The 14,491-nt window shown below is 70.6% G+C and carries 14 protein-coding genes; 5 read left to right on the top strand and 9 right to left on the bottom strand.

From position 1 onward, the window contains the following. Positions 1 to 13: 13 nt before the first annotated feature. Positions 14 to 643 carry a type VII secretion system-associated protein gene (locus OG729_RS03295; protein ID WP_405804154.1) on the top strand — a complete coding sequence of 210 codons (630 nt, stop codon included), beginning with the start codon at positions 14 to 16 and terminating at the stop codon, positions 641 to 643. On the opposite strand, the gene OG729_RS03300 is transcribed toward OG729_RS03295, so the two are convergent. From OG729_RS03300 to OG729_RS03315, 4 genes are all read right to left on the bottom strand, one after another. Next, positions 630 to 1,880 carry an RICIN domain-containing protein gene (locus tag OG729_RS03300; protein ID WP_405804155.1) on the bottom strand — a complete coding sequence of 417 codons (1,251 nt, stop codon included), beginning with the start codon at positions 1,878 to 1,880 and terminating at the stop codon, positions 630 to 632. The genes OG729_RS03295 and OG729_RS03300 overlap by 14 nt on opposite strands. A gap of 16 nt (positions 1,881 to 1,896) precedes the next feature. Further along, positions 1,897 to 4,116 carry a BREX system ATP-binding domain-containing protein gene (locus OG729_RS03305; RefSeq protein WP_405804156.1) on the bottom strand — a complete coding sequence of 740 codons (2,220 nt, stop codon included), beginning with the start codon at positions 4,114 to 4,116 and terminating at the stop codon, positions 1,897 to 1,899. A gap of 604 nt (positions 4,117 to 4,720) precedes the next feature. Continuing rightward, entirely contained in the window at positions 4,721 to 5,239 is a 519-nt protein-coding gene (locus OG729_RS03310) for a histidine phosphatase family protein (RefSeq protein WP_360865003.1), read from the bottom strand. After that, entirely contained in the window at positions 5,236 to 5,961 is a 726-nt protein-coding gene (locus OG729_RS03315; RefSeq protein ID WP_360865004.1) for a hypothetical protein, read from the bottom strand. The genes OG729_RS03310 and OG729_RS03315 overlap by 4 nt, the downstream gene beginning before the upstream one ends. 227 nt (positions 5,962 to 6,188) lie before the next feature. On the opposite strand from OG729_RS03315, the gene OG729_RS03320 reads away from it, so the two are divergent. Beyond that, positions 6,189 to 6,971 carry an acyl-CoA thioesterase gene (locus tag OG729_RS03320; protein ID WP_405804159.1) on the top strand — a complete coding sequence of 261 codons (783 nt, stop codon included), beginning with the start codon at positions 6,189 to 6,191 and terminating at the stop codon, positions 6,969 to 6,971. 55 nt (positions 6,972 to 7,026) lie between these two features. Here OG729_RS03320 and OG729_RS03325 read toward each other — a convergent pair whose 3' ends face one another. Continuing rightward, positions 7,027 to 8,037, bottom strand: a complete 1,011-nt coding sequence (locus tag OG729_RS03325) for a D-cysteine desulfhydrase family protein (protein ID WP_405804160.1) — start codon at positions 8,035 to 8,037, stop codon at positions 7,027 to 7,029. A 288-nt stretch (positions 8,038 to 8,325) separates the two neighbouring features. On the opposite strand from OG729_RS03325, the gene OG729_RS03330 reads away from it, so the two are divergent. From OG729_RS03330 to OG729_RS03340, 3 genes are all read left to right on the top strand, one after another. Continuing rightward, positions 8,326 to 9,159, top strand: coding sequence for an alpha/beta hydrolase (locus tag OG729_RS03330; protein ID WP_360865014.1), 834 nt, complete (start codon positions 8,326 to 8,328; stop codon positions 9,157 to 9,159). 105 nt (positions 9,160 to 9,264) lie between these two features. Next, positions 9,265 to 9,402, top strand: a complete 138-nt coding sequence (locus tag OG729_RS03335) for a hypothetical protein (RefSeq protein ID WP_360865017.1) — start codon at positions 9,265 to 9,267, stop codon at positions 9,400 to 9,402. A 38-nt stretch (positions 9,403 to 9,440) separates the two neighbouring features. Beyond that, entirely contained in the window at positions 9,441 to 10,028 is a 588-nt protein-coding gene (locus OG729_RS03340; protein ID WP_405811029.1) for a pyridoxamine 5'-phosphate oxidase family protein, read from the top strand. 354 nt (positions 10,029 to 10,382) lie between these two features. Here OG729_RS03340 and OG729_RS03345 read toward each other — a convergent pair whose 3' ends face one another. The 4 genes from OG729_RS03345 to OG729_RS03360 all read right to left on the bottom strand — a co-directional run bounded on the left by OG729_RS03345 (position 10,383) and on the right by OG729_RS03360 (position 14,490). Further along, positions 10,383 to 11,321: an aminoglycoside phosphotransferase family protein gene (locus tag OG729_RS03345; RefSeq protein ID WP_405804163.1), complete on the bottom strand. Its 939-nt coding sequence runs from the start codon at positions 11,319 to 11,321 to the stop codon at positions 10,383 to 10,385. A 281-nt stretch (positions 11,322 to 11,602) separates the two neighbouring features. Continuing rightward, positions 11,603 to 12,232 carry an SRPBCC family protein gene (locus OG729_RS03350; RefSeq protein ID WP_405804165.1) on the bottom strand — a complete coding sequence of 210 codons (630 nt, stop codon included), beginning with the start codon at positions 12,230 to 12,232 and terminating at the stop codon, positions 11,603 to 11,605. 10 nt (positions 12,233 to 12,242) lie between these two features. Next, a complete protein-coding gene (locus OG729_RS03355; protein ID WP_360865025.1) occupies positions 12,243 to 13,355 on the bottom strand; it encodes an XdhC/CoxI family protein in 1,113 nt (370 codons plus the stop codon). Beyond that, positions 13,348 to 14,490, bottom strand: a complete 1,143-nt coding sequence (locus OG729_RS03360) for a vWA domain-containing protein (protein WP_405804166.1) — start codon at positions 14,488 to 14,490, stop codon at positions 13,348 to 13,350. The genes OG729_RS03355 and OG729_RS03360 overlap by 8 nt, the downstream gene beginning before the upstream one ends. Between the last annotated feature and the right edge of the window lies 1 nt (position 14,491).

Below are 14,491 nucleotides of genomic sequence, written 5' to 3' on the forward strand. Positions count from 1 at the left end.
GCAGTGAGGACCGATGACACAGCCAACCACCGAGCCGTCCCGCCCCGAGGGGATGCCCGAGCCGCCACCGGAGATTCTCGCCGCCGCGCGTCACGCGCCCGAGCACTGGCTGCATCTGACCGACCCTGCGTGGTCGGGCGACGGGCCACCGCCCGACTGGGCGGTGGTGGGGCGTTGGCGTACCGGCCGGAATGGCGAGATCGAGGAGTGGGAGGAGAACGAGCTGTACCGCCCCTCACCCGAGGCACTGGACTGGCCACCGCCGCTGGATCCGGTGGACGGCGCTGTACAGCGGACCGTCACCGGGTACGGGCCCGAGGACGAGGTGCCACGCGCGCTCGCCGACTCGGACATCGTGGTGCTGCTCGGCGCGGACGGTACACCGAGGGTGGCCACGACGCCCGACGGAACGATCGCCGTGCCGGTCACCACGCCTGCGTCCGACGGCCGAGCGGCGGAACTGCCCGCGCACAGCGTGGTTTCCGCCGCCGAACTGCTCGACCTGCTGGACCGCCGCCCCGAGTCCACCGAGCTGCTCTACCTCAGCCCGACGGCTCCGGTCAGCCTGGTGGTGGAGGCCGCCGCGCTGCGCCATGCGCTCGGCCGGGCAGCGGGCGGTCCGGCAGCGGCTACCGGCTTGTGAACAGCCAGTTCTGGTCGTCAGTGTCGCTGCAGTAGAACAGCGTCAGGCGCACATCCCGGCGCCGGTCGTTACTGCCTGCGACATCCAGGCACAGACCGCTGCTCGCGTGGTTGCGGATCCAGTAGGTGTTGTTCGCCCTCTTCTGCAGCCACCACAACTGGTTGTCGCCGGTCGTGCGGTTGCACGGGTATTCGGTGATCCGAGTCGTGGCGTGGACGGGCCCGTAGTAGGGCAGGTCGAGACACTGACCGTCCTTCACATTCCGGATGACGTAGAGCTTCGCCCCACCCGGCCCCGACCCACTGCTCGCGGCTTCCAGATTCCACAACTGGTTGTCCTCGGCCGTGCTGTTGCACGTCGACTGGTTGACCGGACCGTCCTGAACACCCTTCCCGAAGGCAGGTATGTCCACACAGGTCTGGTTCTTCCAGTTCTTGATCAGCACCCGGCTGAGGTCCGGGCCCGCAGCGCCGCTCCGGCGCGCCGGCGTCCGCCTGGGCGTGGCCTTGGCCCGGTCGCGCGCTGTGGTCCCGCTGTCCTGCCTCCGGGTGGCGGGGGGCGCCTCCTCCGTTCCCTTGGTCAAGGGCGGAGTGGCCCGTTTGGTGGGTGGCGACGAGGGCTGCGGGACGAACGCGCCGGACCGGTCCGGGCCTTCTTCATCGAGGACGGTGTTCGCCGCATCCGCAACGGCGGCCGACTTCTCTTCGTCGTCCGACGCGGAACCCAAGAGCAGGAGAGGGACGGCGACCAACACGGCTCCGGCGATCGCGGCTCCGGCCAGGACCGGCTTTTTGGGGCCGTTGGACGCGCCGGCCGGATCCGGCCCCTCCGGACGTACACCGCCGGCGGCCGCGACTCCTGCCGCCGCAGGCGAGGCCCCCTCTCCGCGGGTCTCCCCTTCCCGCGTCGTGGCGCCCGGTTCCGGGGCCTGTGACGCTCGTGGGGCCTGTGACGTCGTCGCACCGGACCGCGCCGAGGTCTCACCGGAGACGACGGGGAGAGACCGCGTGCCGCCCGTGTCCGGTACGGACGAAGGCGGGGAGGTCGCTTCCCTGGCCGCGGTCGAGGCCGGGGCGGCGGGCTCGGTGCCGGGCGGCTCCGTGGCGGCCGGCTCGGCGGCGGCCGACCCGGTGCCGGGCGGCTCGGCGGCGGCCGACCGCCCGGAGGACACTTCCCCGGACGACAAGGCTGTCTCGGGCGAGCTCGCGGATTCGCCGGCGCTCTGCTGTTCGGACATGGAGTCTCCTTGTCGGCTACCGGGCCGCCGGGCGAAGGCCACCAGGACGTGGGAGCCGGTGCACGACGGCAAGCCCGGGGGTGGGTGCACCCACTGCACTCGCTCGTCGGTTCTGGGATTCTGGTGTGAGTGGCTGCGCGGCGCGCAATGCCTCTCGGTAGAGCGCCGGGTGGTCCGCTCCGGCCGCGTCGGCGGCCCGCTCGAACCACCCCATCGCGGCATCGTCCTGTCGGTCGCGCGCACAGCGCCGCCCGGCTCGCAGGAAGGCCCGTGCGAGTTCCTCGACCGGCACCACAGGTCCGGCCTTCACCAAGTGGCTTGCGCTGAGGGCAGGATGGCGACCCGGCAGCGCGTCCAGGGCGGTGGCGAGATTCGCGTGCAGCAACTGCCGGCCGGCGGGGGTGAGGGTGGCGAGAACCGCGTCGCGCAGCATGCCGTGGAACCGGTAGCGCCCGGCCTGCCCGCCTGGCTCTTCGTCCTGCCATAGGAGGATCCGCGCCTGGAAGGCGTCGTCGATGAGCTCGAGCAGCTCTTCGCGGGAGAGGCCCTGAAGGTGGGCGAGCACTTCGATGTCCAGGGATTCGCCGCTCACGGCCGCGTTCACGAGCATCGTGCGTACCTGTTCGGGCACGGCATCCAGACGGGTCAGCACCACGCTCTCGACGGCGGCGGGGATCTGCGCGGTGGGGCCCATACGCTCGGCGGCGGGCAACTCGAGCAGTTCGAGCAGCAGGAACGGATTGCCGTCGCTGCGGCGGTGCAGCGCGGTCGCCTCGACGATCGAGTCGGCCTCCCCGGCAGCGGTCAGCAGCTGGGCCACGTCTTCGACGTCCAGCGGCCCGAGATGCAGCCGAGCCGCGCGCTGCCGTGCCAGTTCGGCGAGTAGCCTGCCGGTCTCCGGTTCGTCCGGGGCGCGTACGGCGCACAGCACGGCGAGCCGCTCCTCGCGTAACAGGATGGCGAGCCGGTGCAACAGGCGGAGGCAGGCGGGACAGGTTCCGTCGAGGTCGTCCACCATGCACAACACCGGCCGGGCAGCGAATTCCCGTACCAGTTCGGCGAGGCAGGCGTCTTCGGACGGGTCTTGCGGACGGGACTCGGCGCGGTACTCCCCCGCGTCCTGCGGGCGGGACGCCTGGCTACGGAGCTCGGCGAGCAGTCGGGCGGCGGGGCCGAGGTCGGCAGCTTTCCGGCTGTTGTCGACCGCGGGGCAGCAGCGCAACCGGGCCACGGCGAAGCCTTGTTCTGCCGCGCGTGCCGCGGTCTCCTCGAGTAATCGCGTCTTCCCCGAACCGGCCTCTCCGGTCAGGACGGCCCAGCACACCCGCCCGGCGGCTGCCGCAGTGAGCAGCGCGTCGAGCCGGGCCAACTCCCGGGACCTGCCGACGAGGGGCACTTGGCCGTCGTTCCTCTCGGCACGCGCGGCGCCCGCCGTCCCCTGAGGGGTGGCCGGACGCAGCACGGCGGAATCGTGGCGCAGGATGGCGAGGTGCAGGTCGCGCAGCGCGGGCCCGGGATCGACGCCGAGGTCCTCGGCGAGCGCGATGCGGAATCGCTCGTACTGCTGGAGCGCTTCCGCCGAACGCCCGGTGGCGTACAGCGCCCTCATCAGCAGTGCCCAGGATGCCTCGCGCAATGGTGCGGAAACGGTCAGGGCCTCGGCAAGACCCACCGCTGCCTGAGTCTCTCCTTCCTCCAGGAGGAGGGTCACCCGGAGTTCTTCGGCGAGTTGACGTCCGGCCTGGAGTCTGGCGATCTCCGGTGCGGCAAACGCAAGGTCGGCGGCGTCACGCAGCGCAGGTCCCCGCCACAACTTCAGCGCGTGATCGATCTCCTGACGTGCGTTCGCCGTCCGCCCTGAATTCAGCAGTTCCCTGGCCCTGTTGATCGAGGTTTCGAAAACAACGCTGTCCAGCGAGTCGGGTGGTACCTCCAGGGCGTACCCGGCCGGTCTGCGTACGAGCAGGGTCGCCGGTTCATTACTGGCACGATCTGGCTCAAGTACCGTACGCAGCCTGCTGATATGTGCGTGCACCGACGAAACGGCCCCCGAAGGGCGGCGATCAGCCGGCCACAGGTCCCGGCACAGTTGCTCGACGGAGACAGGCCGGCCGCCCTCGACGAGCAGCCGGGTCAGCAGCACCCGGCGCTTCGGTGGCCCCAGGTCCAGGGCTTTGGCTCCTTGCCACGCCTCGACAGGGCCGAGGAGTCCGAATCGAAGCCCATGGTCCAGCATGTTCGCTGCCCCCCGTTCGTCGAATGCAGTTGAATCCCGATGAACGTTGCGTGACGTCAAGCACGCTGTCCCCCATATCCGCTGGTCGAGCGGCGCCGTCAGGAATCGGATACGCCGCGCACGGAAACGGAATCACTGCGGGCATTGAGAACCGTTGAGGCCGTCACGGCCTGTTCTGCAGCTGCTGTTGCTTCGCGTGTCAGTCTTGCCCGCCCCATTGGATCGATCCCCCTGCATTCATGTCAAGCAATCCAATTCACGTTCTCCACCACACCATTTCGCTTCGGGCAGGAAAGACAATTGACTCCGCGTAAAACAGGCAACGCAAGGCGGCGAAAAGTCCGAAGTAGGCGCGGTAAGCGACGTATTTCCGGGGGCGAACGGGCGGCAAGCGGGCACCGGACCGGGCGATCCGGATCGGGGTCCGCAGCCTCAATTTCCCGCCCGGCGGGCGGCGTTCAGCTGCTGGGGCAGGTGATGCCGGCACGCCGCACACGACGCTTTCCGCTGCGTCCGGAATCATGAAGTACAGGACGCCGTGGCATTTCGGGCCGGTCTCCGGCTGGTGCTGACGGCGAACGCCTCGACGGCCTGAAACCCCGGCTCACCGCTGGCCGCGCGGGACGGCCAGGTCGGTCAGCAGTGCGGCGCCCGGTGCGAGGATCGACCATGTGCCCTGCCAGGTCAGCACGGCGACGGCGGAGGTCGGGAACTTGCCCCGTACGCGCTGCAGTGTGTCGCCGAGCGCCTCGCCGGCAAGCAGCAGGATCAGGTCCTCAAGCCCGGGGTTGTGCCCGATCAGCAGCGACGTCCCGACGTCGTCAGGCACTTCGCGTACGACATCGAGCAGTTCCTCGGCGTCCGCGGCGTAGACGCGCGGCTCGTACCGGACCGGTGGACTGCTGCCCAGTTCCGTGGCGGCCAGTTCCCAGGTCTGGCGGGTGCGAAGGGCGGTGGAGCACAGGACGAGATCGGGCTCACAGTCGGCCGCTGCCAGCCAGTGGCCGGCGGCGGGGGCGTCGCGCAGTCCGCGCGCCGCCAGGGGACGGACATGGTCGGCAACGCCCTCGGGCCTGGCGGCCTTGGCGTGCCGCAGCACGACCAGCCGCCGCAGCGGGCTCATGCCGGCGCTCCGGCGGGGTGCGGGCGGCCGATCGCGCGGGCGAGTTCCAGGCCGAGGACGCGGTCCAGATGGGCGAAGGTCTCGAACTTCGCTCCGGCCGGCACGTCCGTGGCCGCCTCCAGATCCCGCAGCAGCGCGAGTACGTCGGGGGTGCCCAGCCTGTCCTCCAGTGCGCTGCGGACCGGGCGCACGCGGTCGTCGGGCATCGGCTTCGAGGGCTGCTCGGCCCAGTCGGCCACCTCACGCCGCCATCGAGCCAGCGTGCGGCGGGCCTCGTCGAGGGCTTCGGGGCGCAGCGCGGCCGGTTCGTAGTGGGCGTGGGAGAGCAGCAGCAGGCGCACGGCGAGCAGGTCCTGCTCCTCAAGTCCCGCCAGGGATACGGAGGTACGTGCCTCTGCGATCTGCACGGAGGCACCACCTCCGCCCTCGTATGCGCGGTGGGTGAGGTGTACGCCGGGTGCGCCGCCGAGGACGTCGGCGATCTGGTCAGCGGTCCCGTGGGCGTCGGCCGGCCGGATGCCGGCAGCGGCGGCGAAGGGGACCCTCGGGCCGGTCCACCCCATCAGGACCTGCCTGCCGCGCAGCTCGACGACGCGCGCCAGCACGTCAGCGACCAGCAATACGCGCAGGCCGGTGAGGCCGCCGGGCTCGCCGGGCGGTGGCACGTGGGCGCAGATCCGCAGCGGCCCACGGCCTGCCAGTTCGTCAACGATGCGCAGCACACTGTCGAGCCTAGGCGCCCCGACCCCGACTCCGCATCGGGAAGGACACCGGGACAGGCACCGGCTCGGGCCGCAGCGTGTGCCAGCGGTCATGGAGCCGGACCTCCAGCGACCCCTTTACGGATACAGACCCGGCCCCCGCCCGGGGCGACTGTTCCCGAAGCGCATTCACCCCTTCGGCCGATCGGAGTATGGTGCGGGGTGAGTCCAGTTTTCAAACTCACCTCATGGGAGGCCGCGACATGGGCATGACGGCTGCGGGCACTACGGTCAGCGTCGGTCGTTCGTGGTGGTCGTGGGCAGGCGTCCACGGCGGGTATCTGGCGGCGCAGGGCCTGGCGGGAATGCGCACCCTGCTCGGCGAGGCACCCGTGGCGCGGACGCTCACCACACACTTCCTGGCGCCGGTCGACGACCGTCCCCTCCGGGTGGCGGCCACGGTCGAGCGCGCCGGGCGCGGCACCTCGTTTGCGTCGTTCACCGCCGAGCAGGGTGGCGCCGTGGTGCTGCGCGGCTCAGCGGTGTTCGGCACACCGCACCCCGGCCCCGGTTACGACGGCAGCGAGGCCCCCGGCGTGCCCGGAGCCGAGGACTGCGAGGCGCTGGAGCTGCCGGAGCGGCTGGCCGCGTTCGCGCGGCATCTCGAGATACGTCCGGCGACACCGGCCCGGCCACTCGGCGGAGGCGACCGCGCCGAACTGACGGCCTGGATCCGTTTCACCGACGGGCGCAGCCTGGACGCCGAAGCGGTCGTCATCCTGGCGGATGCCCTGCCCCCTGCGCTCTTCGCGCGCTGGACCGCGCCGCGGCCTGTTCCCTCGGCCGAACTGACATTCCACTACGGCGACGCCCTGGACCATGGGCCCGTGGGCGGCTGGGCGCTGGTCCGTATCCGCACCGACCACGCGGGAAGCGGCTGGGCGGTCGACGACAGCACGGTATGGGCGGCGGACGGCCGACTGCTCGGCTCCGGTCGTCAGGCCCGGCGCATCCTGGCCCCGCTCACGTGATCACCGGACGCCGCCCACCCGTGGCACCCCGGACCGTGGCGGCCGGTCATCGCCACTACCCTCGGGGCAGACCGCGATGATCTTCGACGTTCAGCGCGGCCTCTGCCTCCGCGAGCGCCTCCGCGTGGCCGAACAGGCCGGGCATACCGCCCGAGTGCAGGAAGACCGTGCGCTGCCCGGGGACGATGTCGCCGTCCTGGATCGCTGCGATCAGGCCGGCCATCGCGCGACCGGTGTAGACCGGGTCGAGCACGATGCCCTCGGTCCGGGCGGTCTGGATCAGAGCGGCCATGACCGGCTCGGTCAACGCACCGTAGCCGTCGCCGACCTGGTCGAGCCGGAGTCTCAACGTCTCCGGCGCGCAGGGCGTGCCGGACAGGCCGGAGGCCAGCTCGGACACGGTCCGGCCGGGATCGGTGACGGCGCCGCAGTGGACACCGAGCACCCGATCCGCCCCCAGCTGGTCGACGAGGCCGGCCATGGTCCCCCCGGAGCCGACCGCGACCACGACGGTCGCCAAATCGTGGGCCTGGGCGAGGAGTTCACGCCCGCACTCGACATAGCCGCGCGCGCCGACCACGCTGGAACCGCCGAAGGGGATCACGGCCGGGACAGCGCCCCGCAGCCGCAGCTGCGCGGCCACCTGCTCGGCGGTGAAGTGGAGAGCCTCCCTGTCGTCACCACCGGCCCATACGACGGTGGCGCCGAAGAGCCCGTCGAGTGCGAGATTGCCCGAGGTCGACGATCCGGGTGCGCCCGCGAGTACGAGGACCACATCGAGCCCCAGCCGGGCGCCGGCGGCCGCGGTCAGCCGCGCGTGGTTGCTCTGCGGCGCACCGGTCGTCACCAGGACGGTGGCGCCGTCGGCCAGCGCCGTACCGCAGAGCCACTCAAGCTTGCGTACCTTGTTTCCACCGCCGCCGAGGCCGGTGAGGTCGTCGCGTTTGACCCACAGGTCGTCCGTGCCGAGCCCGAGCGCACGGGCCAGCCGTGGCGTGGGTTCGAGCGGGGTCGGCCAGGTGCCGAGCGGTGCTCGCTGCGGGGTACTGCTGTCGTCCGGGGTCATCGTCACCACTCTTGTCCGCCAGGCCGTCGTCGGGGTTCGCGGCCATATTGCCGTGAGGCAGCCGGCTGGTGTGCCATGACACTGCCCGGCCGGGTGCGACGCCGGCGATGCAGCCGGCGAGCGCCTCCTCGAAACGCGCCGCCGAGACCGCGCGCCCGCACGCCCGCGAGGCCGTAGCGTCAGAAGTCGGCGAGGCCGTGCCGTCGACGACCAGCGCCTGACGTGATCAAGGCCGTATCAACGGGCGGAGAACAATTACTCTCCGCGATTCGCGAAAGGAACAGCACGATGCCATTCATCACCGTCGGCTCCGAGAACACGACGAGCATCGAGCTCTACTACGAGGACCACGGCACCGGGCAGCCGGTCGTCCTCATCCATGGCTACCCGCTGGACGGGCACTCGTGGGAGAAGCAGAGCGCCGCCCTGCTCGACGCCGGCTACCGGGTCATCACCTACGACCGCAGAGGGTTCGGCCGCTCCAGCCAGCCCACCACCGGATACGACTACGACACCTTCGCAGCGGACCTCAAGGTCGTCCTCGACACGCTGGAACTCACGGACGTCGTTCTCGTCGGTTTCTCGATGGGCACCGGGGAAGTAGGCCGCTACCTCGGAACGTACGGTTCACAGCGAGTCGCGAAGGCGGCGTTCCTGGCCTCCCTGGAACCCTTCCTGCTCAAGACGGACGACAACCCGACCGGTGTACCGCAGGAGGTGTTCGACGGCATCCTCGCCGCGGTCAAGGCCGACCGCTATGCCTATTTCACGGACTTCTACAAGAACTTCTACAACACCGACGACACCCTCGGAAGCCGCTTGTCCGAAGAGGCCCTGCGCAACAGCTGGAACGTCGCGGCGGGATCGTCCTGGTTCGCCTCCAGCGCCGCCGTGCCGACCTGGATCACGGACTTCCGCGGCGACATCCCGAAGATCGACGTGCCGGCGCTCATCCTGCACGGCACGGCCGACAACATCCTGCCCATCGACGCGACGGGCCGCCCCTTCCACAAGGCCCTTCCCCAGGCGTCCTACGTCGAAGTCGAAGGCGCACCGCACGGCCTTCTGTGGACGCACGGCGAGGAGGTCAACCAGGCTCTGCTCACGTTCCTCGCCGAGTGAGCATCGCCACGCGCGCCGAGCCCTCCCCCTCAGCGGCTGCCCAAGTGCTGGACGAGCTCCATCCCGCGGACGAGTATGAGGCCCTGCCTCAGTAAGCTCACCCGGATGTCCGCGCCGCCCGCGAGTCATACGGCGGCGCGGACCACCGCGAACGCGGATGCGATACGTCCCCCCGGGGATGTGCCCGTCCTGTCCGCGCAGTTGGACCTTGCCCGCCCTCAGGAGGAGACCCAGCAGCCGTGACCGCACACGACGAAGCCATCGGCTCCCACGGCGAGCGCATGATGCAGAAGCAGTTCGGCACCTCCGACCGCGCGGCCGACTTCTACGACCGGCAGATGCATGACTTCCTCACGCCCTCCATGCGGGAGTTCATAGCCCACCAGACCATGATGTTCCTGGCCACGGCCGACGCTCACGGCTCGTGCGACTCCACCTTTCGCGCCGGCCCGCCCGGATTCGTCACCGTGCTGGACGACCGCACGCTGACCTACCCCGAGTACCGCGGCAACGGCGTACTGGCCAGCGTCGGAAACCTCACCGAGAATCCCCGTCTCGGCCTGCTCTTCATGGACTTCACCCGAGACCACATCGGCCTGCACATCAACGGGTCGGCCCAGCTGCGCACCGATGACGAGCAGCGTGCCGAGTATCCCCACTTGCCGATGGACGCAGCACCCGGGCGGCAGCCGCAGCTGTGGATACACGTGACGGTCGACGAGGCGTATGTCCACTGCTCCAAGCACATCCCGCACCTGGAACCCGCCCCGCGGCCGCGCGCCTCGGACGTGCATCGCCCCAAGGACGCCGCGTACTTCACCGAACGAGAGCCGGCTTGCCCCGGAGCGTTTCCCAGCAGTATTGCGTGACGCGTGGGCGCACACTGGGCGGCGTCCACCCGCTACTGAGGGCGGGGTGGCAGACCCGGAGGCACGACCCACGTCGAGGGGGACCGTTTCCTCTCTTCAGATGCCAGGGTGGCGCGGGTATCAGCTTCCCGCAGCTGCGCACACCATGTGCAGCTGTCCTCGCCATGCATACGAGAGGACAGCCAGTACGCGCCCGTGAGCCGCGCATCGGGGACCGGGATCGGATCGTTGTCGTAAACCTCCATGTCACGCCCAACGACGCATCACGGCCAACGGAACTGCGATCCGGGGTCATGTAATTGAACCGTCACTCAGCAAGTGCCCTCGGCAGCTCTCAATTGAGAGATGCGCCAATCAGCTCAACCTGTCATCACACCTGACGGCGACAGAGTGATGCGTGGTGTGCTCGTGATCGGTGAGGACTTCGTGGATCACGTGTCGGGCGATGGCCGCCATCACCGGGTTCGTCTCCCGGTAGTACGAGAGTTCAATGAGCGCGATCGACAGTGCCCAGCCACGGCCTCGGGCCCAGGTCGCGTCATCACTCCCGAGCGCGGCGCGGAAGACCCTCCTCGCGTCGTCGGTCAGCAGGCTCCATGCCACGATCGCGTCGACCGCCGGATCGCCGACGCCCAGGCACCCGAAGTCGATGACGGCGCTGAGCCGTCCACGGACGGTCAGCAGATTCCCGGGCTGCAGGTCTCCATGGATCCAGACCGCGGGGCCGGTCCACCGAGGAGCCCGCAGGGCTGCCTCCCATGCGGCCGTAACCGCCTCGGTGTCGATGATGGTGTGCAGCTTCCCGATCGCGTCGCGCGTCGGAGCATCTCGCATCGCCAGCGGCACACCGCGGTTGGCGGACGGCCCACCAGTGGGATCGATCAGGCGCAACGCGGTCACGAACTCCGCCAGATCCCTTGCCAGCACGCCGGGTTCGGCGACGCGGCCGACGGCCGGGTTCTCGCCGTCGAGCCAGCGGTACACGGACCAGGGCCACGGATAGTCCCCCGTCGGCCTTCCCATCCCCAGCGGGACGGGAATGGCCACCGCAAGCGGCGCGGCAAGCCGCGGCAGCCACAGCTGCTCCATCTCCACATCGCTGACGGCCCACTCGACACGAGGAAGCCGCACCACCATGTCCTCGCCGAGCCGGTACATGGCGTTGGACGTCCCGTGGGAGTCGACCAGCTCGACGGGGAGGTCTGCCCACTGCGGAAACTGCGCTGCAAGCAACCGGCGTACCAGGGACACATCGATGTCGAGCTCGTTGGCATGCATCTTGCCGGCGGGCATGGGTACCTTCCGAAGCGGAGTGAGGGCGCAGCGCGAAACGGGCGATGCGACTGCGCGGAGGGACGATCAGACGGCGCTTACCGGACCGCAGACCGAGCGCGAGCCAACCGCTTGGGGACAGCTCCCGTCAACTCATTTGCCGTCCGCGCCACTCGAGCCGCTGTCGCTTCGTCGCTCGCCCTGCCGAACGCACCGATCGAGGCATGGAAGATGCGGGACGGGACATCCCTGCCGCTTGCGCGAGCAGGTCCGTGGAGGTGCGGCGGTGGCCGAAGCGCCCGTCACCGCCTTCTTCGGATGAAGATGACCAGCAGCGCCACGAGAGCGGCCACGACGAGAGCTCCCGCCGCGCGCTTGGCGACCGGGAGGCCCGCCGTGCGCAAGAGATCGATCGGCTCCGCCTCCTGTGTTCCGGTGCTCGCGACGACCTCGTGCTCCGTCTCAGTGGGCGCGGCCGCAGCCGGTTCCTTGTTGGCCAGTTGCCCGGAGAGGCAGTCCGCGAAGCGGCCGATGAGCTTGTCGCCCACTTCGGCCATGACCCCGCGGCCGAACTGGGCCGGCCGGCCGGTGATTGTCAGATCGGTGAGGACGATGACAGACGTGGCACCGTCGCGATCGGCCAGCGTTGCGGTCACGGTGGCGCTTGCCGTGCCTTGGCCGCGGACTTCCTTGCCCTGGGCGGCAAGGACAATCCGGTGTGCCGACTCGTCCTTCTCCCGGAAGGTCGCGGTGCCGCGGTAGGTCACCGTGACCGGGCCGACCCGCACCTTCACGGCTCCCTCGACCGTCTCGCCGTCGAAGCCCTCGACGGTGGCGCCCGGCATGCACGGGGCGACCCGCTCGATGTCCAGAAGCGCCGGCCACGCCTCGTCGACCGGGACAGGGACGGTGAACGAGTGGTGCAGCTCCATGGTCTCCTCCTCACACCGGCTTCAGATGCGGACTGTGGATCGCTCCGGCGGTCTGGGCCAGCGGGCTGCCGCTGCCGCCCCACCGCAGAGCGACGATTTCCGCGGCGATCGAGACGGCCACCTCCGCGGGCGTACGGGCACCGAGGTCGAGACCGATGGGCGAGCGCAGGCGCGCCAGTTCCGTCTCGCCGATGCCTGCCTCCCGCAGCCGCGCCAGGCGGTCCTCGTGCGTGCGACGGCTGCCCATCACGCCGATGTACACGGCCGGGGAGTCCAGCGCCACCTCGAGCAGCGGAACGTCGAACTTCGGGTCGTGGGTGAGCACACACATCACGGTCCGCTCATCCACCTCCGTGCCGCGCAGATACTTGTGCGGCCAGTCGACCACCACCTCCACCCCGTCCGGGAACCGGCGGGGGTCGGCGAAGACCGGACGTGCGTCGCACACTGTCACCCGGTAGCCGAGGAACGCGCCGATCCGGGCCACCGCGGCAGCGAAGTCGATCGCGCCGAAGACCAGCATCCGCGGCGGCGGCGCGAAGGACTGCAGGAATACGGTGACGTCGTCCTCGCGCCGCTCTCCGTGCGGCCCGTAGTGCCGCCGTCCCGTCGCCCCTTGCGCCAGTTCCCCGCGCGCGTCGGCGGTGACCGCCGCGTCGAGGCCGCTCGATCCCAGGGAGCCGGACACCCTGTCCGGCCATACGGCGAGCGTGGCGCCCCGCGGGGCAGGCCCGTCGATCACCGTCGCCGCCACCACCGGCCGGTGCTCGGCGACCGAATCGGCCACCTCGGCGAAGGAGGTGTCGGCCTCGGGCGACACAGAGCGTACGAGGACAGTGATCTCACCGCCGCAGGTGAGCCCGACGGCGAACGCGTCCTCGTCGCTGAAGCCGAAAGTCTGCAGCTGCGCCTGACCGGTCTCCACGACCTCCTTGGCCAGTTCGAAGACCGCCCCCTCCACACAACCGCCGGAGACGCTGCCGACGACTGCGTCGTCCGGCCCCACCGCCATCGCCGCCCCGGGGCCGCGTGGCGCGCTGCGGCTGACCGCGACAACGGTGGCCAGCCCGAACGGCGTTCCGGATGCGTACCAGCGGCTCAGCACAGGGAAGATCTCACGCATTGAACGCACCGCCTCTCACTACTGCTGCCAGGCGCTCCAGGGCACCCAGGCTGTGCCCCTCGACAAACGCGTCCACGCTGGGCAGCGCCGCCGCCATACCGGCCGCAAGCGGCGCGTAACCCGGGCGCACCTTGCGCGGGTTGGCCCACACCACCCGGTGCGCAAGGCGGTGCAGGCGCCGCATCTGAGCCGCGAGCAGCGCCGGGTCGCCACGCTCCCACCCGTCGGAGAGCAGCACGACCACCGCTCCGCGCGCGACGCCGCGCTGCCCCCACCGGTCGAGGAAGGCGCGGAGCATCTCGCCGAGCCGGGTGCCTCCGCTCCAGTCGGGAACCGCCGACGCGACAGCGGCCAGCGCCATGTCCGGATCACGGTGGGCCATTTCCCGGGTCACCCGGGTCAGGCGGGTGCCGATGGTGAACACCTCGGTCGGGGCAGGAGACTTCGGCCCGTGTGTGGCGGCGTGCGCAAAGCGCAGCAGGGCGTCCGAGTACGGAGCCATCGAGCCGCTCACGTCCAGCAGCAGTACGACGCGGCGCGGCTTGGCGGCGGGGGCACGGTAGCGCAACCGGGCCGGCTCCCCGCCACGGTGCAGCAGCTCACGTACGGTGCGCCTGGGATCGACGCCGCCGCGCCGGGCCGCCCGTAGACGCGGAGTGCGGCGCGGCTCCCCGCTCAACGAGAACGCCGCAAGCAGGCACCGCAGTTGAGCCCGCTCGGCGGCGGACAACTCGGCCATGTCGCGGTGGCGCAGGACCTCCGCGGAGCTCGCCAGAGCGGCCGCCGGCTGCGCCGTGCCGCCATCTTCTTCCGCTCCAGCCAGGGCGGCGTCGGCGGCCCCCAGGCGGAACTGTGGCAGGGGGGCCGGGATCCGACGCACCCGGTCGCCGGGGTGCGGTCGCTGCGCGAAGTACGCGGCGAAGACGCGGTCGTACCGTTCCAGGTCGTCCTGGCTGCCGCAGAGGGTGAGCCTGCCCGCCCAGTAGACGTCGGAGCGCAGCTCGGAACCGAGGATGGCCAACGCGCCCAGGAAGGTCTGCATGCGGTCCGGACCGGTGGCGACTCCGGCCGCGCGCAGTGCCCGGGCAAATCCGACCAGAACCGCGATCGCGTCCACCGCTGGTGCCGCGGGCATG

The sequence above is a fragment of the Streptomyces sp. NBC_00210 genome, assembly GCF_045160975.1.
Lineage (GTDB): Bacteria > Actinomycetota > Actinomycetes > Streptomycetales > Streptomycetaceae > Streptomyces.